At 72.0% G+C, this 20,665-nt stretch carries 18 protein-coding genes; 13 read left to right on the top strand and 5 right to left on the bottom strand.

Annotated features, from left to right (window positions below; translation table 11 throughout):
* Positions 1-185 precede the first annotated feature (185 nt).
* The 12 genes from FH609_RS07345 (at position 186) to pgi (ending at position 12,707) form a co-directional block, all read left to right on the top strand.
* Positions 186-875, top strand: a complete 690-nt coding sequence (locus FH609_RS07345; RefSeq protein ID WP_139666555.1) for a maleylpyruvate isomerase family mycothiol-dependent enzyme — start codon at positions 186-188, stop codon at positions 873-875.
* A 69-nt stretch (positions 876-944) separates the two neighbouring features.
* The gene (locus tag FH609_RS07340) at positions 945-1,601 is read left to right on the top strand and encodes an MBL fold metallo-hydrolase (RefSeq protein WP_139666556.1); all 657 of its coding nucleotides are present in this window, start codon (positions 945-947) and stop codon (positions 1,599-1,601) included.
* A 66-nt stretch (positions 1,602-1,667) separates the two neighbouring features.
* Complete coding sequence (gene uvrC, locus FH609_RS07335) at positions 1,668-3,638, top strand: excinuclease ABC subunit UvrC (protein ID WP_139666557.1); 1,971 nt, start codon at positions 1,668-1,670, stop codon at positions 3,636-3,638.
* Positions 3,639-3,705: 67 nt separating this feature from the next.
* Positions 3,706-4,626 (top strand): RNase adapter RapZ, encoded by a 921-nt coding sequence (gene rapZ / locus FH609_RS07330; RefSeq protein WP_226961472.1) that lies wholly within the window; start codon positions 3,706-3,708, stop codon positions 4,624-4,626.
* 3 nt (positions 4,627-4,629) lie between these two features.
* A complete protein-coding gene (locus tag FH609_RS07325) occupies positions 4,630-5,712 on the top strand; it encodes a gluconeogenesis factor YvcK family protein (protein ID WP_139666558.1) in 1,083 nt (360 codons plus the stop codon).
* Complete coding sequence (whiA, locus tag FH609_RS07320; RefSeq protein ID WP_122181817.1) at positions 5,703-6,680, top strand: DNA-binding protein WhiA; 978 nt, start codon at positions 5,703-5,705, stop codon at positions 6,678-6,680. The genes FH609_RS07325 and whiA overlap by 10 nt, the downstream gene beginning before the upstream one ends.
* A gap of 162 nt (positions 6,681-6,842) precedes the next feature.
* The gene (gene gap, locus FH609_RS07315; protein ID WP_139666559.1) at positions 6,843-7,847 is read left to right on the top strand and encodes a type I glyceraldehyde-3-phosphate dehydrogenase; all 1,005 of its coding nucleotides are present in this window, start codon (positions 6,843-6,845) and stop codon (positions 7,845-7,847) included.
* A 159-nt stretch (positions 7,848-8,006) separates the two neighbouring features.
* A complete protein-coding gene (locus FH609_RS07310) occupies positions 8,007-9,209 on the top strand; it encodes a phosphoglycerate kinase (protein ID WP_139666560.1) in 1,203 nt (400 codons plus the stop codon).
* An 81-nt stretch (positions 9,210-9,290) separates the two neighbouring features.
* The gene (gene tpiA / locus FH609_RS07305) at positions 9,291-10,067 is read left to right on the top strand and encodes a triose-phosphate isomerase (protein WP_139666561.1); all 777 of its coding nucleotides are present in this window, start codon (positions 9,291-9,293) and stop codon (positions 10,065-10,067) included.
* A gap of 139 nt (positions 10,068-10,206) precedes the next feature.
* Positions 10,207-10,437, top strand: coding sequence for a preprotein translocase subunit SecG (secG, locus tag FH609_RS07300; protein WP_122181813.1), 231 nt, complete (start codon positions 10,207-10,209; stop codon positions 10,435-10,437).
* Between the two features lie 83 nt (positions 10,438-10,520).
* The gene (locus FH609_RS07295; RefSeq protein ID WP_122181812.1) at positions 10,521-10,856 is read left to right on the top strand and encodes an RNA polymerase-binding protein RbpA; all 336 of its coding nucleotides are present in this window, start codon (positions 10,521-10,523) and stop codon (positions 10,854-10,856) included.
* 189 nt (positions 10,857-11,045) lie between these two features.
* A complete protein-coding gene (gene pgi / locus FH609_RS07290) occupies positions 11,046-12,707 on the top strand; it encodes a glucose-6-phosphate isomerase (protein ID WP_139666562.1) in 1,662 nt (553 codons plus the stop codon).
* Between the two features lie 48 nt (positions 12,708-12,755).
* Here the strand turns inward: pgi and pgl are convergent, their stop codons facing one another.
* The 5 genes from pgl to tkt are packed head-to-tail and all read right to left on the bottom strand — an operon-like array spanning position 12,756 to position 19,298.
* Positions 12,756-13,463 (bottom strand): 6-phosphogluconolactonase, encoded by a 708-nt coding sequence (gene pgl / locus FH609_RS07285; protein WP_405378862.1) that lies wholly within the window; start codon positions 13,461-13,463, stop codon positions 12,756-12,758.
* Positions 13,464-13,501: 38 nt separating this feature from the next.
* On the bottom strand, positions 13,502-14,524 hold the full coding sequence (gene opcA, locus FH609_RS07280; protein ID WP_139666564.1) for a glucose-6-phosphate dehydrogenase assembly protein OpcA: 1,023 nt from the start codon (positions 14,522-14,524) through the stop codon (positions 13,502-13,504).
* Positions 14,521-16,056 (bottom strand): glucose-6-phosphate dehydrogenase, encoded by a 1,536-nt coding sequence (gene zwf / locus FH609_RS07275; protein WP_139666565.1) that lies wholly within the window; start codon positions 16,054-16,056, stop codon positions 14,521-14,523. The genes opcA and zwf overlap by 4 nt, the downstream gene beginning before the upstream one ends.
* A gap of 7 nt (positions 16,057-16,063) precedes the next feature.
* Positions 16,064-17,182: a transaldolase gene (gene tal / locus FH609_RS07270; protein WP_139666566.1), complete on the bottom strand. Its 1,119-nt coding sequence runs from the start codon at positions 17,180-17,182 to the stop codon at positions 16,064-16,066.
* Between the two features lie 37 nt (positions 17,183-17,219).
* The gene (gene tkt, locus FH609_RS07265; protein ID WP_139666567.1) at positions 17,220-19,298 is read right to left on the bottom strand and encodes a transketolase; all 2,079 of its coding nucleotides are present in this window, start codon (positions 19,296-19,298) and stop codon (positions 17,220-17,222) included.
* 386 nt (positions 19,299-19,684) lie between these two features.
* Here tkt and FH609_RS07260 point away from each other — a divergent pair, with 386 nt between their 5' ends.
* A complete protein-coding gene (locus FH609_RS07260; RefSeq protein WP_139666568.1) occupies positions 19,685-20,626 on the top strand; it encodes a heme o synthase in 942 nt (313 codons plus the stop codon).
* The last annotated feature ends 39 nt before the right edge of the window (positions 20,627-20,665 follow it).

The raw sequence follows: 20,665 nt of genomic DNA, 5'->3' as shown, positions 1-20,665 counted from the left end.
AGGGTATGGGGGACCTCTGACAATCGTCGCCGAGTGCCGAAGAGGCTGCCCCGCAGCCTATAGCACGTGCGTTCGATTGCCGGCCGTTTCCCAGGCCGCTCCCGGCCGGATCGCTGGTCAGCGACCTCCGATTCACTCGAAGGTGTGGCGTGGTCCCGCCGGCGGCAAGGGCCTAGCGTGAGGCCATGACCCGAGTCGCAACCGAACTCGCCGCCCTCCAGGACGCCACCGACCGCCTCCTGGACACCGCCGCCGCCCTCGACGAGGCGGCCGTGGCCGGCCCGTCCCGGCTCCCCGGCTGGACGCGTGGCCATCTGCTGGCCCACCTCGCCCGCAACGCCGACGCCCTCGTCAACGTGCTCGCGGGCCGCCCGATGTACCCCGACGAGACCACCAGGGACGCCGACATCGCCCGCGACGCCGACCGCCCGCTCGCCGCGCACCTGGCCGATCTGCGGGACAGCGCGGCCCGCTTCCTGGCCGCCGCCTCGGCCCTCGACAAGGGCGACTGGGAGCGCCGCGTCACCCTGCGCAACGGCGTCACCGACCGCGCCGCGAGCCTCCCGTTCCGCCGCCGGGTCGAGGTCGAGCTGCACCGGATCGACCTCGACGCCGGGCCGACCGTGGCCGACCTCCCCGGCTCCTTCCTCGACCCGGCCGTGGCGTATCTCACCGCCCGCTACGACGGCCACCCCGGGCTGCCGGCCCTGGAGCTGCGCGCCGAGGACGGCCGCAGCTGGCGCACCGGCGCCACGACCGGCGAGCCGCGCCTGGTCGTCGGCACCCCCGCCGCGCTGGTCGGCTGGCTCAGCGGCCGGACGGCCGGCTCCGGTCTGACCTCCACCGAGCCGCTGCCCGAGCCGCCACCCCTCTGACCCGCCGCGCCCGTCGGCTCTGACCAACCGCGCCCGTCGGCGCCGTCGTCGTCTGAGAGACTGCCGCCCATGGCGTACACCGGAGACGTACGGGTCGGCGGACCCCCCGACGTGCACGAGCTGACCCACCTGGTCATCACCAAGATCGCCGTGGGCCCCATGGAGAACAACGCCTACCTGCTGCGCTGCCGCGCCACCGGCGAACAGCTGCTGGTCGACGCGGCGGCCGAGGCGCCCCGACTGCTCGAACTCGTGGGCGGCGACGGCCTGGTGGGCGTCGTCACCACCCACCGCCACGCCGACCACTGGGGCGCGCTGGCCGAGGTCGTCGAGGCCACCGGCGCGCCCACCCACGCCGGCCGCCACGACGCCGACGGCATCCCGGTCCCGACCCGGGTGCTCGTCGACGACGGGGACCGCATCGCCTTCGGCCGCTGCGAACTCACCGCCCGTCACCTGGTCGGCCACACCCCAGGCTCCATCGCCCTGGTCTACGACGACCCCGAGGGACACCCCCATCTCCTCACCGGCGACTGCCTCTTCCCCGGCGGCGTCGGCAACACCCACGGCGATCCCGACGCCTTCGCCAGCCTCCTGGGCGACGTCGAGAGCAAGCTCTTCGCCCAACTCCCCGACGAGACCTGGGTCTACCCGGGCCACGGCGCGGACACCACCCTCGGCGCCGAGCGACCCGCGCTGTCCGCGTGGCGCGAGCGCGGCTGGTAGCCGGAACGCCCGCGCTCACCCTGCGTGGTGTGCTCACTGTCAGTGGGCAGCAGTAGGGTTGCCGTCATGGCCGATCCCTCCAGCTACCGCCCGAGGCCCGGCGAGATCCCCGACTCGCCCGGCGTCTACCGGTTCCGTGACGAACACCGCAGGGTGATCTACGTCGGGAAGGCGAAAAGCCTGCGTCAGCGCCTGTCTTCGTACTTCCAGGACCTCTCCGGGCTCCACCCGCGCACCGCCACCATGGTCACCACGGCCGCCTCCGTGGAGTGGACGGTGGTCGGCACCGAGGTCGAGGCGCTCCAGCTGGAGTACTCCTGGATCAAGGAGTTCGACCCCCGATTCAACGTCAAGTACCGCGACGACAAGAGCTATCCGTCACTCGCGGTCACGATGAACGAGGAGTTCCCCCGCGTCCAGGTGCTGCGCGGCGCCAAGCGCAGGGGCGTGCGGTACTTCGGCCCCTACGCCCACGCCTGGGCCATCCGCGAGACGGTCGACCTGCTGCTGCGGGTCTTCCCCGTCCGCACCTGCTCGGCCGGCGTCTTCAAGCGAGCCGCCGCCATCGGCCGCCCCTGCCTCCTGGGCTACATCGACAAGTGCTCGGCCCCCTGCACCGGCCGGATCACCCCCGAGGACCACCGCGCCCTGGCCGAGGAGTTCTGCGACTTCATGGCCGGCCGCACCGGCGCCTACCTGCGGCGGCTTGAGGCGGAGATGCACGAGGCCGCCGAGGCCCTGGAGTACGAGCGGGCCGGCCGGCTGCGGGACGACATCGAGGCGCTGCGCCGCGCCATGGAGAAGAACGCGGTGGTCCTCGCCGACGCCACCGACGCCGACCTGATCGCCCTCGCCGAGGACGAGCTGGAGGCGGCCGTGCAGATCTTCCACGTGCGCGGCGGCCGGGTCCGTGGCCAGCGCGGCTGGGTCACCGACCGGGTGGCGAACGTCACGACGGGCGACCTGGTGGAGAGCGCCCTCCAGCAGCTCTACGGCGAGGAGACCGGGGAGAACGTGCCGCGCGAGGTGCTGGTCCCCGCGCTGCCCGAGCCGGCGGAGCCGGTCGGTGACTGGCTGACGCAGCGGCGCGGCTCCCGGGTCAGCCTGCGCGTCCCCCAGCGCGGCGACAAGCGGGACCTGATGACCACCGTCGAGCGGAACGCGCAGCAGGCCCTGGCCCTGCACAAGACCAAGCGCGCCTCCGACCTCACCACCCGCTCCCGCGCGCTGGAGGAGATCGCCGAGCACCTCGGGCTGGACTCGGCGCCGCTGCGCATCGAGTGCTTCGACATCTCCCATCTCCAGGGCGACGACGTGGTGGCCTCCATGGTCGTCTTCGAGGACGGCCTCGCGCGGAAGAGCGAGTACCGCCGCTTCCAGATCAAGAGCTTCGCCGGCCAGGACGACGTGCGGGCCATGCACGAGGTGGTCTCCCGTCGCTTCCGCCGCTATCTGCGGGAGCGCGAGCGCACCGGCGAGTGGGCGGTCGAGGAGGGCACCGAGGAGTACGCGGCCCCCACCGAGGAGGACGGCCGGCCCAAGCGGTTCGCCTACCCACCGCAGCTGGTCGTGGTGGACGGCGGCCAGCCGCAGGTGGCCGCCGCCCGGCGGGCGATGGACGAGCTGGGCATCGACGACGTCGCCGTGTGTGGCCTGGCCAAACGCCTGGAGGAGGTCTGGCTCCCCGGCGATGACGACCCGGTGATCCTGCCGCGCACCAGCGAGGGGCTCTACCTGCTCCAGCGGGTCCGGGACGAGGCGCACCGCTTCGCGATCCGCTATCAGCGCGGAAAGCGGTCACAATCGATAAGAAAGGGTCCCCTCGACGCCATCCCTGGCCTCGGGGAGACCCGGAAGAAGGCGCTGCTCAAGCACTTCGGCTCGGTCAAGCGACTCCGCGCGGCCACCGTCGAGGAGATCAGCGAGGTGCCCGGCATAGGCCGCAGGACCGCCGAGACGGTCGCGGCGGCCCTCTCCGGTCAGGCCCAGGCCGCCCCCACGGTCAACACGGCCACCGGCGAGATCGTCGAGGACTGAGCGAGCGCGGAAGAGGCCATTCGACAACGACCCACATCACCGAAGGACAGGCGGGGGATTGAGCGAGATGAGCGAACACGGCAGAGACGAGGAACCGACCACCCCGCCCGGCGGGGAGGAGGCCGCGACCACTCCCGAGCTGGTGATCATCTCCGGGATGTCGGGCGCCGGCCGGTCCACGGCGGCCAAGTGCCTGGAGGACCTCGGCTGGTTCGTGGTGGACAACCTCCCACCGGCCCTGATCCCCACCATGGTCGACCTCGGTGCCCGCTCCCAGGGCAACGTGGCCAGGATCGCCGTGGTGGTCGACGTGCGCGGGCGCGGGTTCTTCGACAACCTGCGGGAGTCCCTGACCGACCTGGAGACCAAGGGCGTCACCCGGCGCATCGTCTTCCTTGAGGCGTCGGACAACGCGCTGGTGCAGCGGTTCGAGTCGGTCCGCCGCCCGCACCCGCTCCAGGGCGAGGGACGGATCGTGGACGGCATCGCCGCCGAACGCGACCTGCTGCGGGAGCTGCGCGGCGACGCCGACCTGGTGATCGACACCTCCAACCTCAACGTCCACGAGCTGCGCGCCAAGATGGACGCCCAGTTCGCCGGCGGCGACGAGCCGGAGCTGCGGGCCACCGTGATGTCCTTCGGCTACAAGTACGGGCTCCCGGTGGACGCCGACCACGTCGTGGACTGCCGCTTCCTGCCCAACCCGCACTGGGTGCCCGAGCTGCGTCCCTACACGGGGACCAGCGACGAGGTCGCCGGGTACGTCTTCAACCAGCCCGGCGCCAAGGAGTTCCTCGACCGGTACGCGGAGCTGCTCCAGCTGGTGGCGGCCGGGTACCGGCGCGAGGGCAAGCGCTATGTGACCATCGCCGTCGGCTGCACCGGCGGCAAGCACCGCAGCGTGGCCATGTCCGAGCGGCTGGCCCGCCGGCTGGCGGCGGAGGGAGTGGAGACCGTGATCGTCCACCGGGACATGGGACGCGAGTAGCCGATGCCACGGAAGGGTGCGAGACAGCGGCGGGCGGCCGGCGGCGCGTCCCCCGTGCTGGGCCGCCGCGTCGGCCGCACGGTGCGCGGCGTCCGCCGGGGCGCGCAGCCGAAGGTGGTGGCGCTGGGCGGCGGCATGGGCCTGTCCGCCTCGCTCACCGCGCTGCGGCGGATCACCGGCGACCTCACCGCCGTGGTCACCGTCGCCGACGACGGCGGGTCGAGCGGCCGGCTCCGCGACGAGCTGGGCGTCCTGCCGCCGGGCGACCTGCGCAAGGCGCTGGCCGCGCTCTGCGGCGACGACGAGTGGGGCCGCACCTGGTCGGAGGTGATCCAGCACCGTTTCCAGAGCGAGGGCGCCCTGCACGACCACGCCGTGGGCAACCTCCTGATCGTCGCGCTCTGGGAGCAGTTGGGCGACCACGTCGGCGCGCTCGACCTGGTGGGCAAGCTGTTGGGCGCGCACGGCCGGGTGCTGCCGATGTCGGCCGTGCCGCTGGCCCTGGAGGCGCTGGTCCTCGGCCACGACCCGGGAAGGCCGGACGAGTTGGCGCGGGTGCGCGGCCAGGCGGCCGTGGCGCTGACCCCGGGCGAGGTCCGCGAGGTGATGCTGGTGCCCAGCGACCCGCCGGCCGTGCCGGAGGCGGTGGCCGCCGTGCTCGACGCCGACTGGGTGGTTCTGGGCCCGGGTTCGTGGTTCTCCTCCGTCATCCCCCATCTCCTGGTGCCCGAGTTGCTCGACGCCCTGGTCAGCACGAAGGCCCGCCGCGTCCTGTCGCTGAACCTGGCGCCCCAACCCGGCGAAACTGATGGCTTCTCACCGCAGCGTCATGTGGAGGTTTTGGTACAACACGCCCCTAAACTCGCCTTTGACGTGGTGCTGGCCGATCGGGCCGCCGTCCCGGACGGAGAGAGCCTGAGCAGGGCCGCCGCCGAGCGACTGGGGGCCGAGGTGGTGCTGGCCCCGGTGGCCGCGAACGGTGGTTCGGGTCCCGGCGCCAGCTCGGCCCGGCACGATCCCGAGCTTCTGGCCGCCGCGTATGACCGTGTTTTTCGGATGCATGGAAGGATCGGCCCATGGCGATGACGGCCGCGGTGAAGGACGAGATCTCCCGTCTTCCCGTCACCCGCACCTGCTGCCGCAAGTCGGAGGTGTCGTCGATCCTGCGCTTCGCGGGTGGTCTCCACCTGGTCAGCGGGCGGATCGTGATCGAGGCGGAGCTGGACACCGGCATCGCCGCCCGGCGGCTGCGCCGGGACATTCTGGAGATCTTCGGGCACTCCTCCGACCTCGTGGTGATGGCCCCGGGCGGGCTGCGCCGGGGCAGCCGCTACGTGGTCAGGGTGGTCGCCGGCGGCGACCAGCTGGCCCGGCAGACCGGGCTGGTCGACGGCCGGGGCCGCCCCATCAGGGGCCTGCCGCCCCAGGTGGTCTCGGGGGCCACCTGCGACGCGGAGGCCGCCTGGCGCGGCGCGTTCCTGGCGCACGGTTCGCTCACCGAGCCGGGACGTTCCTCCTCCCTTGAGGTCACCTGTCCCGGGCCCGAGGCCGCCCTCGCCCTGGTGGGCGCCGCCCGCCGGCTCCAGATCGGCGCCAAGGCGCGCGAGGTGCGCAGCGTTGACCGGGTCGTGGTCAGGGACGGTGATGCGATCGGCGCGCTGTTGACGCGGCTCGGCGCGCACGAGTCGGTGCTGGCGTGGGAGGAGCGCCGGATGCGGCGCGAGGTGCGGGCCACCGCCAACCGGCTGGCCAACTTCGACGACGCCAACCTCCGCCGTTCCGCCCGGGCCGCCGTGGCCGCCGGCGCCCGCGTGCAACGCGCGTTGGAGATCCTCGGCGAGGAGGTCCCCGACCACCTGGCGGCGGCCGGACGGCTCCGGATGGAGCACAAGCAGGCCTCGTTGGAGGAGTTGGGCGCGCTCGCCGACCCGCCGCTCACCAAGGACGCGGTGGCCGGCCGCATCAGGCGGCTGTTGGCGATGGCCGACAAGCGGGCGCAGGACCTGGGCATTCCCGGCACGGAGTCGAACCTCACCGAGGAGATGGTCGGCTGAACGCCCGCGCCCCCGGGTGCGGCCCGTTGACCACGGCCTGAACACGCCTGGCCGATGTCACCGGGAGCACCCGGGCGCGGTAGGGTCGGGAGCGGTCGGGGACATCCCAATACAGCATCGTCGGTGTCTGTTTCACCGGCGTACCAACGAGGAGATCGGTTCGTGACGATCCGCGTAGGAATCAACGGCTTTGGCCGTATCGGTCGCAACTACTTCCGCGCGCTCCTTGAACAGGGGGCGGATGTCCAGATCGTCGGTGTCAACGACCTGACCGACAACGCCACCCTGGTGCATCTGCTGAAGTACGACAGCATCCTCGGCCGCCTCAGGGAGCCGGTCAGCCACACCGAGGACACCATCACGGTCGGCAACCAGACCTTCAGGACGCTCGCCGAGCGCGACCCGGCGAAGCTGCCCTGGTCCGAGCTGGGCGCGGACATCGTGATCGAGTCGACCGGCATCTTCACCAAGCGCGAGGACGCCGCCAAGCACCTCGCCGCCGGCGCCAAGAAGGTCCTCATCTCCGCCCCGGCGAAGAACGAGGACATCACCATCGTCGTCGGGGTCAACCAGGACCAGTACGACCCGGCCGCGCACGACGTCATCTCCAACGCCTCGTGCACCACCAACTGTGTGGCGCCGATGGCCAAGGTCCTCGACGAGAGCTTCGGCATCGTCAAGGGCATGATGACCACGGTCCACGCCTACACCAACGACCAGCGCATCCTTGACTTCCCGCACAAGGACCTGCGTCGCGCCCGGGCCGCCGCCGAGAACATCATCCCCACCACCACCGGCGCCGCCAAGGCCACCGCGCTGGTGCTCCCGCAGCTCAAGGGCAAGCTGGACGGCATCGCGATGCGCGTCCCCGTGCCCACCGGCTCGGTGACCGACCTGGTGGTCGAGCTGGACCGCGAGGTCACCAAGGAAGAGGTCAACGCGGCGTTCAAGACCGCCGCCGAGAGCCAGCTCAAGGGCATCCTGGAGTACACCGAGGACCCGATCGTCTCCTCGGACATCGTCAACTGGCCCGCCTCCTGCACCTTCGACTCCTCGCTCACGATGAGCCAGGGCAAGCAGGTCAAGATCGTCGGCTGGTACGACAACGAGTGGGGCTACTCCAACCGTCTGGTGGACCTCACCGTCTACGTCGGCGAGCGGCTCTGAAGCTCCGCTGAGCGCGGCGCCGACCGGCCGCCGGAATGGCAGGTCACAGGGCCCGTGGAGCGCGCACCGCGCTCGGCGGGCCCTCGCGCGTGGCCGGCGCGCGTTTCGCCTCGCGGACAGGAGCGGGTCATCCGAGAGCCTCTAGGAGTCCAGACAACCATGAAGACCACTGACGATCTGACGGTCGCCGGACGGCGGGTGTTCGTCCGCGCCGACCTCAACGTCCCGCTCGCCGACGGGACCATCACCGACGACGGCCGCATCAGGGCCGCCGTGCCGACCATCCGCGGGCTGCTCGACGCGGGCGCCCGGGTCGTCGTCGCCTCGCACCTCGGCCGCCCCAAGGGCGCGCCCGACCCGGCGTACTCGCTGGCCCCCGTCGCCCGCCGGCTCGGCGAACTCCTCGGCCAGGACGTCGCGTTCGCCGCCGACACCGTGGGCGACAGCGCCCGCGAGACGGTCGCCGGGCTGGCCGACGGGCAGCTGGCGCTGCTGGAGAACCTCCGGTTCAACGCGGGGGAGACCAGCAAGGACGACGCCGAGCGTGGCGCGTTCGCCGACCAACTGGCCGCCCTGGCCGACGCCTACGTCGGCGACGGCTTCGGCGCCGTGCACCGCAAGCACGCCTCCGTCTTCGACCTGCCCGCCCGACTGCCGCACGCCGCCGGCGGGTTGATCGCCACCGAGGTCGGCGTCCTGAAGCAGCTCACCGAGGACGTCGCCCGCCCCTACGCGGTGGTCCTCGGCGGCGCCAAGGTCTCCGACAAGCTGGGCGTCATCGACCACCTGCTGGAACGCGCCGACCGCATCCTGATCGGCGGCGGCATGGCGTACACCTTCCTCGCGGCCCAGGGGCACGAGGTCGGCGACTCGCTGCTCCAGTCCGACCAGATCCCGGCGGTCCAGGAGTACCTGCGCCGCGCCGAGGAGAAGGGCGTGGAGTTTGTGCTGCCGGTGGACGTGATCGCCGCCAAGGAGTTCCCCGACCTGCGCACCAAGGCGCCGGCCGGGCCGATCGAGGTGGCGGCCGACGCCATCCCCGCCGGCCTCCAGGGCCTGGACATCGGCCCGCGCACCCAGGAGCTGTTCGCGGCCAAGGTCGCCGACGCGGCGACCGTGTTCTGGAACGGGCCGATGGGCGTCTTCGAGCACCCCGACTTCGCCGAGGGCACCCGGGCCGTGGCCCAGGCCCTCGTCGACAGCCCCGCCTTCACCGTGGTCGGCGGTGGGGACTCGGCCGCCGCCGTCCGCCTCCTGGGCCTGGACGAGAACGGCTTCGGGCACATCTCCACCGGCGGCGGCGCCAGCCTGGAGTACCTGGAGGGCAAGACCCTCCCGGGCCTGGCCGCGCTGGAGGACTGAGATGTCCCGTCGCCACACCACCCCCGGGCGCGAGCGCGCGTCCGGCGCAGCCACCACAGCAGACAGGAAAGGGGCGGGCGCGTGAGCCAGCGCACTCCGCTGATGGCGGGCAACTGGAAGATGAACCTCAACCACCTTGAGGCCATCGCCCACGTCCAGAAGCTCGCCTTCGGCCTCGCGGACAAGGACTTCGAGGAGGTCGAGGTGGCCGTGCTGCCACCGTTCACCGACCTGCGCTCGGTGCAGACGCTGGTCGACGGCGACAAGCTCAAGATCAGGTACGGGGCGCAGGACATCTCCGCCTTCGACTCCGGCGCCTACACCGGCGAGATCTCCGGCCCGATGCTGGCCAAGCTGAACTGCTCCTACGCGGTCGTCGGCCACTCCGAGCGCCGGCAGTACCACGGGGAGAACGAGGAGATCTGCAACGCCAAGGTCAAGGCGGCCTACCGGCACGGCATCACCCCGATCCTCTGCGTGGGCGAGCCGCTGGAAGTCCGCAAGGCCGGCGGCCAGGTGCCGCACACCCTGGCGCAGCTCGACGGCGCGCTCGACGGGCTGCCCGCCGAGAGCGCGGCGAGCATCGTGATCGCCTACGAGCCGGTGTGGGCCATCGGCACCGGCGAGGTGGCAACCCCCGACGACGCGCAGGAGGTCTGCGCCGCGATCCGCGCGCGCCTGGCCGAGCTGTACGACGGGCAGCTGGCCGACGGGGTCCGCATCCAGTACGGCGGCTCGGTCAAGTCGGGCAACGTCGCCGCGATCATGGCGCAGCCCGATGTGGACGGCGCGCTGGTCGGCGGGGCGGCGCTGGACGCCGAGGAGTTCGTCAAGATCATCAGGTTCCGTGATCAGTAGGCCCTGGGGCCATCCGGGGTCCTAGCCGGTACCCTGTCCGGGAGTCGGCCGCCGGCGCGTCGCGCCGGGGCGGGTCGGCTCCCGGATTCACGCCCGGAATGTCATCCGTTGTCCGTCGTTGCAGAGAGTTGGTCCAGTCGTGGAAACGGCGTTCCAGATCGCCCTGATCGTCTTCAGCGCCCTGCTGGCGCTTCTCGTGCTGATGCACAAGGGCAAGGGCGGCGGCCTCTCCGACATGTTCGGCGGGGGTATGCAGTCCTCCGTCGGCGGCTCGTCCGTCGCCGAGCGGAACCTGGACCGGATCACCGTCGTCGTGGGTCTGGTCTGGGCCGGGATCGTGGTGGTTCTCGGTCTGCTGATGAAGTCATAAGTCAGTAACTCCCAGCACTGGACGTGCGTTGAGCCTTGCATAGACTGAGGACTTCGCAGGATGGCAGGCAGGGAGTAACGACCGTGGCAGGTGGCAACGCGATCCGGGGCAGCCGGGTCGGGGCGGGGCCCATGGGTGAGGCCGAGCGTGGTGAGACCGCGCCCCGGCTGAGGGTCTCCTTCTGGTGCGCGAACGGGCACGAGACACAGCCCAGCTTCGCCAGCGACGCACAGATCCCGGAGACCTGGGACTGTCCTCGTTGTGGTTTCCCGGCAGGCACCGAGCGGGACGATCCGCCCGACCCACCGCGCACCGAGCCCTACAAGACGCATCTGGCCTATGTGCGCGAGCGGCGCAGCGACGCGGACGGCGAGGCCATCCTCGCCGAGGCGCTGGCCAAGCTGCGCGGTGAGATCTGAGAGAACGACCGAGTACGACCGAAGTACGTCCGAGCGCGAACGGTTCCCTCGGTGCACGGGCCCGGAGCCGGCCGAACAGGCCGGGGCCGGGCCCGTGGCCTGTCCGGGGTGCGGGCCCTGGCCGGGCCCTCGGTCCCTGATCGACTAGCGTGTGCCTCGACGCAAGCACAAGGGATAGCCGAGGCGAACATGACTGAAGGTGGCCGGGTCAGGCTCGATCAACTGCCCGAGTGGAAGGCGCTGGCACAGCACCGCGCCGAGCTGGGCGAGGTGAGCCTGCGGGAGCTGTTCGACGGGGACCCGAAGCGGGCCGACCGGTTCGGGTTGACCGTGGGCGGGCTCTTCCTGGACTACTCCAAGCAGCTGGTGACCGACGAAACGCTGCGCCTGCTGCGGGAGTTGGCCGTCGCCACGGACGTGGCCGGGCTGCGCGACGCGATGTTCGGGGGCGAGCGGATCAATGTCACCGAGGACCGCGCGGTGCTGCACACGGCGCTGCGCGCGCCGGCCGACGCGGTGATCGAGGTGGACGGCGAAGACCGCGAGAATGTCGTGCCGGCCGTGCACGCGGTGCTGGCGCGGCTGTCGGACTTCGCCGAGCGGGTCCGGTCCGGCGACTGGCGCGGGCACACGGGCCGTCGCATCGAGACGGTCGTCAACATCGGCATCGGCGGCTCCGACCTGGGCCCCGCGATGGCGTACGAGGCGCTGCTGCCGTACACCGCACGGGAGTTGGACTTCCGCTTCGTCTCCAACGTGGACGGCGCCGACCTGCACGAGGCGCTGCGCGGTCTGGACCCGGCGACGACGCTGTTCATCGTCGCCTCCAAGACGTTCACCACCATCGAGACCATCACCAACGCCACCTCGGCCCGGAAGTGGCTGCTCGACGGGCTCGGCGGCGACGCCTCGGCCGTCGCCCGGCACTTCGTCGCCGTGTCGACCAACGCCGAGAAGGTCGCGGCCTTCGGCATCGACACGGCCAACATGTTCGAGTTCTGGGACTGGGTCGGCGGCCGGTACTCCTACGACTCGGCCATCGGCCTGTCGCTGCTGATCGCCATCGGCCCCGAGCGGTTCCGGGAGATGCTCGACGGCTTCCGGTTGATGGACGAGCACTTCCGCACGGCGCCCGCCGAGGAGAACGCGCCCCTGCTGCTGGGCCTGTTGGGCATCTGGTACGGCGCGTTCTTCGACGCCCAGGCGCACGCGGTGCTGCCCTACAGCCACTACCTCTCGCAGTTCACCGCCTATCTCCAGCAGTTGGACATGGAGTCCAACGGCAAGCGCGTCGACCGGAGCGGAGTGCCCGTCACCTGGCAGACCGGGCCCGTGGTCTGGGGCACCCCCGGCACCAACGGGCAGCACGCGTACTACCAGCTGCTCCACCAGGGCACCAGGCTGATCCCGGCCGACCTGATCGGCTTCGCCCGCCCGGTCGCGGAGCTGGCGCCCGAACTCGCCGCGCAGCACGACCTGTTGATGGCCAACCTCTTCGCGCAGGGCCAGGCGTTGGCGTTCGGCAAGACGCCGGACGAGGTGCGGGCCGAGGGCGTCGCCGAGGAGCTGGTGCCGCACCGGACGTTCCCCGGGAACCGGCCGACGACCACCATCCTGGCGGACGAGCTGTCGCCGTCGGTGCTGGGCCAGCTGGTGGCGCTCTACGAGCACAAGGTGTTCGTGCAGGGCGCGGTGTGGGACATCGACTCGTTCGACCAGTGGGGCGTCGAGCTGGGCAAGGTGCTCGCCAAGCGGGTCGAGCCGGCGCTGACCGAGGGCGCCGAGGTGCCGGGCCTGGACGGGTCGACCGCCGGGCTGGTCGCCCGCTACCGCGCGCTGCGCGGCAGGTGAGCGACGGCCCCCGGCGGTCTCCGGTCGGTCCGGTTGTGCGCTCGCGCGTCAGCCGGCCGCCGCCGCCGGGGGCAGCTCGACGGCCGCCGCCTGGTCGACGAGCAGCAGGGTCCGGTCGGTGCCCCGGGCGCCGGCGGCCGGGGTCTGGACCGGGTCGGTGGCGGTCAGCGCTGCGGCCGCCGCCTTCGCCTTGTCGGCGCCGGCCGCCAGCAGCCAGACCTGGCGCGCCGCGTTGATCGCCGGCAGGGTCAGGCTCAGCCGGGTGGGCGGCGGCTTCGGCGCCTCGCGCACCGCCACCACCGTCGCCGACGCCTCGCCCACCCCGGGCAGCCCGGGGAAGAGCGAGGCCACATGGCCGTCCGGGCCGACGCCCAGCAGCACCACGTCGAACGGGTCGGTGGCGCCGGCCAGTTCGGCGGCGTACGCCTCGGCCGCCGCCTCGGCGTCCGCGCCGTAGGGCCCGTCGGAGGCCGGCATCACATGGACTCGGCCGGGCTCGACCGGCACCGCGTCCAGCAGGGCCTGGCCGGCCTGGGTGTGGTTGCGGTCCGGGTCGCCCGCCGGCAGGAACCGCTCGTCGCCCCACCACAGGTCGAGCCGCGCCCAGTCGACGGCCTCCCTGGCCGGGGCGGCGGCCAGCGCGGCCAGCAGGCCGTTGCCGTTCCGCCCCCCGGTCAGCACCACGGACGCCGCGCCACGGGTGGCCTGGGCGTCCTGGATCGTGGTGATCAGCCGCGCCGCCGTGGCCTCGGCCATGAGCCGCTGGTCCCGGTGGACCAGCAGCCTCGGCGCGGTCACGAGGCGGCCTTGGCCGAGGCGCCCGCCTTCTTGCCCCTTGACCGGCCGCCGTTCCCCGAACTCCCGTCCGAGGCGCCGGCGTTGGCCCGTTCCCCGGCGGTGGCCGGCTCGCGCGGGGCGCGCACGGCCTGCGCGTATGCCTCGTCCGGGTCGAGACGGCGCAGCTCCTCGGCGAGCAGCTCCGAGGTGGCGCGCCGGTTGAGGGCCACATGCCGGTCGGGCTGGCCCGGCACGGCCAGGGTGGCCAGCGAGCCGTCGGGCCGGTCCAGGCAGATCTGCCCGTCCTCGACGGTCAGCCGCACGGCGGTGATCCCCGGGCCCTGGGCCGCGACCCGGGTGACGGGGACGCCGAGCCGACTGCCCAGCCAGAGCGCCAACAGCTCGGTGCTCGGGTTGTGTTCCTCGCCCTCGACCTCGGCGCCGGTGATCGGCGTGTGCTTCTGGTCCAGCGCCGCCGCCAGCACGCTGCGCCACGGCGTGATCCTGGTCCAGGCCAGGTCCGTGTCGCCCGGCGAGTACACCTCGGCGCGGCGGGCCAGCTCGGCCGCCGGGTCCTCGGCGGCCGCCGCGTCGGTGATCCGCCGCTGCGCCAGCGCGCCCAACGGGTCGTCCGACGGGTGCGCCGGCGCGTCCTCGGGCCACCACACCACCACCGGGGCGTCCGGGAGCAGCAGCGGCAGGACCGCGCTGTGCGCGTGCCCGGCCAACTCGCCGTGCAGCCGCAGCAGCACCGTCTCCCCGATGCCGGTGTCCCCGCCGACCCGCACCTCGGCGTCCAGCCGGGCCGAGGCCCGCTCGCGCGCGGAACGGCCCGGCCGCCCGATGACGACCAGGGTCCGCGAGGGGTGCTCCTTGGACGCCTCGTTGGCGGCCTTGAGCGCGTCGTAGTGGTTGCCCTCGTCGGTCACGATGACCATGGTCAGCACCATGCCGACCGCCGGCGAGCCGGTGGTCCTGCGGGCCCTGATCAGCGTGGAGTTGATCTGGCTCGACGTGGTGTCCGTGAGATCGATGTTCATGGCCGCCGCCAGCTCCGTCCGTCGCGCGCCAGCATGTCGTCCGCCGCCTTGGGGCCCCAGGTGCCGGCGGTGTACGGCTCCGGCTTGCCGTGGCTCGCCCAGAACTCCTCGACCGGGTCGAGGATCTCCCAGGAACGCTCCACCTCCTGGTGCCGGGGGAAGAGGTTGGCGTCGCCGAGCAGCAGGTCCAGCAGGAGCCGCTCGTACGCCTCCGGGCTGGACTCGGTGAAGGACTCGCCGTAGGCGAAGTCCATCGTCACGTCCCGGATCTCCATCTGGGTGCCGGGCACCTTGGAGCCGAAGCGGACCGTGATGCCCTCGTCCGGCTGCACCCGGATCACCAGGGCGTTGTGGCCCAACTCCTGGGTGTCCGTGGTGTTGAACGGCGAGTACGGCGCGCGCTGGAAGACCACCGCGATCTCCGTGACCCGCCGGCCGAGCCGCTTGCCGGTCCGCAGGTAGAACGGGACGCCGGCCCAGCGGCGGTTGTCGATCTCCAGCTTTATGGCCGCGTAGGTGTCGGTGACCGACGCCGGGTCGATCCCCTCCTCCTCCAGATAGCCCGCGACCTTCTCGCCGCCCTGCCAGCCCGCCGCGTACTGCCCGCGCACCGTGTGGGCGCCCAGGTCGGCCGGCAGCTTCACGGCGTTCAACACCTTGAGCTTCTCGGTGACCAGGGTGTCGGCGTCGAACGAGGAGGGCTCCTCCATGGCCGTCAGCGCGAGGAGTTGGAGCAGGTGGTTCTGGATGACGTCCCTGGCCGAGCCGATCCCGTCGTAGTACCCGGCCCGGCCGCCGATGCCGATGTCCTCGGCCATCGTGATCTGGACATGGTCCACGAACGAGCGGTTCCACAGCGGCTCGAACATGGTGTTGGCGAAGCGCAGCGCCAGGATGTTCTGGACCGTCTCCTTGCCCAGGTAGTGGTCGATCCGGAACACCTCGTGCGCCGGGAAGACGTCGTGCACCACCCGGTTCAGCTCCTGCGCCGAGGCCAGGTCGTGCCCGAAGGGCTTCTCGATGACCGCCCGCCGCCAGCTGTCGCCCGAGCCCTCGGAGAGCTGGTGCTTCTTCAACTGCCGCACCACCGTGGGGAAGAACTTCGGCGGCACCGACAGGTAGAACGCGAAGTTCCCCCCGGTACCCCGCGCCTTGTCCAACTCGTCGATGGTGCCCCGCAGTCGGACGAACGCGTCATCGTCGTCGAACGTCCCCTGGACGAAGCGCATCCCCTCCGACAGCTGCCGCCAGACCTCCTCCCGGAACGGCGTCCTGGCGTGCTGCTTGACCGAGTCGTGCACCACCCGGGCGAAGTCCTCGTCCGCCCAGTCCCTGCGGGCGAAACCCACCAGGGAGAACCCCGGCGGCAACAGCCCCCGGTTGGACAGGTCGTAGACGGCCGGCATCAGCTTCTTGCGGGAGAGGTCGCCGGTGACCCCGAAGATGACCAGGCCCGACGGCCCCGCGATGCGGGGCAGTCGGCGGTCCTGGGCGTCGCGTAGCGGGTTTGTCTGGTTCCCGTCACCGCTCACCGGGGTCTCAACCCTCCTCGCCCACCAGGCGCTCCAGCTCCGCCTTGGTGGACTCGAGAAGACCGACCCAGGCGGTCTCGAACTTCTCCACGCCCTCGTCCTCCAGCACCTGGACCACGTCGTCGTAGTCCACGCCGACCTTGGCCAGCGCGTCCAGGTCGGCGCGCGCCTGCTCGTAGGTGCCGGCGACGGTGTTGCCGGTGATCTCGCCGTGGTCCTCGGTGGCCTTCAGGGTGGCCTCCGGCATGGTGTTGACGGTGCCGGGCGCGACCAGCTCGGTGACGTAGAGGGTGTCCGGCAGGTTCGGGTCCTTCACGCCGGTCGAGGCCCACAGCGGACGCTGCACATTGGCCCCGGCCCGCTCCAGCGCCTGCCAGCGGTCGGCGGCGACGACCTCCTCGAACGCCTGGAACGCCAGCCGCGCGTTGGCCAGCGCCGCCCGGCCGCGCAGCTCGCGGGCCTCGTCGGTGCCGATGGCGTCCAGCCGCTTGTCGATCTCGGTGTCCACCCGGGAGACGAAGAACGAGGCCACCGAGTAGATCTTGTCCAGTTCGAGGCCACGGGCCTTCGCCTGCTCAAGACCCTTCTGATAGGCGTCCATCACCTCGCGGTAGCGCTCCAGCGAGAAGATCAGCGTCACGTTGACGCTGATGCCCCGCCCGATCGTCTCGGTGATGGCCGGCAGCCCGGCCCTGGTCGCCGGGATCTTGATGAACGTGTTGGGCCGGTCGACCAGCCAGGCCAGCTGCTTGGCCTCGGCGGCGGTCGCGCGGGTGTTGTGCGCCAGGCGCGGGTCCACCTCGATCGAGACCCGGCCGTCCCGGCCTTCGGTCGCCTCGTGCACCGGGCGCAGCACGTCGGCCGCGTCCCGCACGTCGGCGGTGGTGATCATGCGCACCGCCTCCTCGACCGTGACCCGGCGGGCCGCCAGGTCGGCCAACTGCTCCTCGTAGCCGTCGCCCTGGGAGATGGCCTTCTGGAAGATGGTCGGGTTGGTCGTCACGCCCACCACATGCTGCTGGTCGAGCAGCTCGGCGAGGTCGCCGGACGAGATCCGCTTGCGGGACAGGTCGTCCAGCCAGATCGCGACACCCTCCTCGGAGAGGCGCTTCAGTGCGTCAGTCATGGAATTTCGCGTCTCCTGCGTTTCGTGTGTGTCGGTGTCAGCGCTCGGCGGCGGCCAGGGATTCCCGGGCCGCCTGGGCGACGGCCTCCGGGGTGATGCCGAACTCCCGGTAGAGGGTCTGGTAGTCGGCCGAGGCACCGAAGTGCTCCAGCGAGACCACCCGACCCGCCTGTCCGACGTAGCGGTGCCAGGTGAGGCCGACCCCCGCCTCGACCGCGACCCTGGCGTGCACGCCGGGCAACAGCACATGATCCCGGTACGCCTGGTCCTGCTCCTCGAACCACTCGGCGCACGGCATCGACACCACCCGAGTGGGCACCCCCTCGGCCTGGAGGGCCTCCCGGGCGGCGACCGCCAGGTGCACCTCGGAGCCGGTGGCGATCAGAATCACCCGGGGCGCACCGCCCTCGGCCTCGGTGTGGACGTAGCCGCCCCTGGCGGCCTCCTCGTTGGGCGCGTAGGTCGGCACGTTCTGCCGGGTCAGGGCCAGGCCGTGCGGCGCGGGCGCGCTGCCGTGGCGGCGCAGGATCTCCCGCCAGGCGATGGTGGTCTCGTTGGCGTCGGCCGGGCGCACGATGTTGAGCCCGGGGATGGCGCGCAGCGCCGCCAGGTGCTCGACCGGCTGGTGCGTCGGGCCGTCCTCGCCCAGCCCGATCGAGTCGTGCGTCCACACGTAGGTGACCGGCAGCCTCATCAGGGCGGCCAGCCGCACGGCCGGGCGCATGTAGTCCGAGAAGACCAGGAAGGTGCCGCCGTAGATCCGGGTGTTGCCGTGCAGCGCCACGCCGTTCATCGCCGAGCCCATCGCGTGCTCGCGGATGCCGAAGTGCACGGTGCGGCCGTACGGTTGGGCCTCGCTCAGCGGGTTGCCGGCCGGCAGGAACGACGAGGTGGCGTCGATCGTCGTGTTGTTGGAGCCGGCCAGGTCGGCGGAGCCGCCCCACAGCTCGGGCAGCACGCCGCCCAGGCGCTTGAGCACCTGGCCGGACGCCTTGCGGGTGGCGACGTCGGTGCCCGCGTCGAAGGTGGGCAGCGCGTCCTCCCAGCCGTCGGGCAGCTCGCCCGCGCTGACCCGGTCGAAGAGCGCGGCCCGCTCCGGGTTGGCCTCGCGCCAGTCGACCAGCCGCTTCTCCCAGTCGGCGCGCGCGGTCTGGCCGCGCTCGACGGCCGCCCTGCCGTGCGCGAGCACCTCGGGCTCCACGGCGAAGTGCGCCTCGGGGTCGAAGCCCAGCACCTTCTTGGTGGCGGCGACCTCCTCGGCGCCGAGCGCCGAGCCGTGCGCGGCCTCGGTGTTCTGCGCGTTGGGCGCCGGCCAGGCGATGATCGAACGCGCCGCGATGATCGACGGCCGGTCGTCGACGGCCCGCGCGGCGAGGAACGCCTCGTGCAGCGCCGCCGGGTCCAGGTCCCCGTTCTCCCGGGGCGCGACCCGCTGGACGTGCCAGCCGTAGGACTCGAAGCGGCCCAGCACGTCCTCGGAGAACGCGGTCTGGGTGTCGCCCTCGATGGAGATGTGGTTGTCGTCGTAGAGCAGGACCAGGTTCCCCAGCTTCTGGTGCCCGGCCAGTGAGGCGGCCTCGGCGGCCACGCCCTCCTGGAGGCAGCCGTCGCCGGCGATGGCCCAGATCGTGTGGTCGAACGGGGAGGTGCCGGGGGCCGCCTCGGGGTCGAAGAGGCCACGCTCGTAACGGGCGGCCATCGCCATGCCCACCGCGTTCGCCACGCCCTGGCCCAGCGGACCCGTGGTGGTCTCCACGCCGACCGTGTGCCCGTACTCGGGGTGGCCGGGGGTGCGGGAGCCCCAGGTGCGGAACGACTTCAGGTCGTCCAGCTCCAGCCCGTAGCCGGCGAGGTACAGCTGGATGTAGAGGGTCAGGCTGGAGTGGCCGACGGACAGCACGAAGCGGTCCCTGCCGGCCCAGTCGGGGGTGGACGGGTCGTGCCGCATCAGCTTCTGGAAGAGCAGATAGGCGGCGGGCGCCAGGCTCATGGCCGTGCCGGGATGGCCGTTGCCGACCTTCTGCACGGAGTCCATGGCCAGGACGCGGGCGGTGTCAACGGCCCGTTGGTCCAGTTCGGTCCATTCGAGATCTGAGGTCGTCGGCTTGCTGCTCACCCTGCGTCAGGGCTCCTCTCCGGCAATGTGTAGCTGGTGACATGACGTTTCCGCCTGGCGGCGGAGTCGGCTCACCCGGCCGAGTCGAGCCTACCTCTGGCCAAGGGGCCGCCTCCGGGCGCTGACGGCATCCGGCTGACAGCTTCCGGAGGTGTGCCGCCGCCGTGGGGGCGTCCCCGTCGACGGCGGGCTGGGGCGGCGGCGCCAACACGGCACCCCCCGGGGCGGGCGGCGGGAGACGGGCGACTAGAGTGACGCGGTATGTGCGGACCTCACCGTCCGGCCCGGCGCCGACCGAGGCCCGCCCAGCCCGCCCCCGGCTCCACCTGCCCGCACGGGTGGGCGGATGCCCTTCGATCGCTGATGTCGCACATTCAGAGGTGCCCGTGACGGCCGTTGATTCCCGCCCTGTGGCAGGGTCCGCTTCGGGCTCCGACCCCTGGTCGGCGGGAGACCGGGTCAAGGCGTTCGTCGCGCTGACGAAGCCCCGCATCATCGAGCTGCTGCTGATCACCACCGTGCCGGTGATGTTCCTCGCGGCCGGCGACGTGCCGGACCTGTGGCTGGTCCTGGCCACCTGCGTCGGCGGATATCTCTCGGCCGGCGGCGCCAACGCGTTGAACATGTGGTTCGACCGGGACATCGACGCCCTGATGGAGCGCACCCGCAACCGCCCGCTGGTGACGGGCATCGTCTCGCCGGGGGAGTGCCTCACCTTCGGTCTGGTGCTGGCCGTGGTCTCGACCGCCTGGCTCGGCGTGACGGTCAACTGGGTCTCCGCCTGGCTGGCGTTGGGCGCGCTGCTGTTCTATGTGCTGGTCTACACGATGCTGTTGAAGCGGCGGACCAGGCAGAACATCGTCTGGGGCGGCATCGCCGGCTGTATGCCGGTGCTGATCGGCTGGTCCTCGGTGACCGGCGAGGTCTCCTGGGCGGCCGTGATCCTCTTCCTGGTGATGTTCTTCTGGACGCCGCCGCACTACTGGCCGCTGTCGATGAAGGTCAAGGACGACTACGCCCGGGTCGGCGTCCCGATGCTGCCCGTCGTCGCGGGGAACCGCGCGGTGGCCCGGCAGATCGTCGTCTACAGCTGGGTGATGGTCGCGGTCTCGCTGCTGCTGTGGCCGCTGGGCTACACCGGCTGGTTCTACCCGGTGGTGGCCGTGCTGGCCGGCGGCTGGTGGCTCTGGGAGGCGCACGCGCTGCACGCGCGCGCCCGGGCCGGGGTGACGGGCGCGAAGCTCAAGGAGATGCGGCTCTTCCACTGGTCCATCACCTATGTCTCGTTGCTCTTCCTCGCGGTGGCCATCGATCCCTTCCTCCGCTGAGGCCCCCTCCCGGTGCCCCGGCTTCCGGGGCTTACCGGC

The organism is Streptomyces sp. 3MP-14, from assembly GCF_006334905.2.
Lineage (GTDB): Bacteria > Actinomycetota > Actinomycetes > Streptomycetales > Streptomycetaceae > Streptomyces > Streptomyces triticirhizae.
This window is presented reverse-complemented; position numbering and strand designations above follow the sequence as displayed.

Bases quoted from the DNA above. Each gene is read 5' to 3' on its own strand.
- FH609_RS07345 (WP_139666555.1), top strand. From the start codon at position 186: ATGACCCGAGTCGCAACCGAACTCGCCGCCCTCCAGGACGCCACCGAC.
- FH609_RS07340 (WP_139666556.1), top strand. From the start codon at position 945: ATGGCGTACACCGGAGACGTACGGGTCGGCGGACCCCCCGACGTGCAC.
- uvrC (WP_139666557.1), top strand. From the start codon at position 1,668: ATGGCCGATCCCTCCAGCTACCGCCCGAGGCCCGGCGAGATCCCCGAC.
- rapZ (WP_226961472.1), top strand. From the start codon at position 3,706: ATGAGCGAACACGGCAGAGACGAGGAACCGACCACCCCGCCCGGCGGG.
- FH609_RS07325 (WP_139666558.1), top strand. From the start codon at position 4,630: ATGCCACGGAAGGGTGCGAGACAGCGGCGGGCGGCCGGCGGCGCGTCC.
- whiA (WP_122181817.1), top strand. From the start codon at position 5,703: ATGGCGATGACGGCCGCGGTGAAGGACGAGATCTCCCGTCTTCCCGTC.
- FH609_RS07310 (WP_139666560.1), top strand. From the start codon at position 8,007: ATGAAGACCACTGACGATCTGACGGTCGCCGGACGGCGGGTGTTCGTC.
- pgi (WP_139666562.1), top strand. From the start codon at position 11,046: ATGACTGAAGGTGGCCGGGTCAGGCTCGATCAACTGCCCGAGTGGAAG.
- pgl (WP_405378862.1), bottom strand. From the start codon at position 13,463: ATGGCCGAGGCCACGGCGGCGCGGCTGATCACCACGATCCAGGACGCC.
- opcA (WP_139666564.1), bottom strand. From the start codon at position 14,524: ATGAACATCGATCTCACGGACACCACGTCGAGCCAGATCAACTCCACG.
- tal (WP_139666566.1), bottom strand. From the start codon at position 17,182: ATGACTGACGCACTGAAGCGCCTCTCCGAGGAGGGTGTCGCGATCTGG.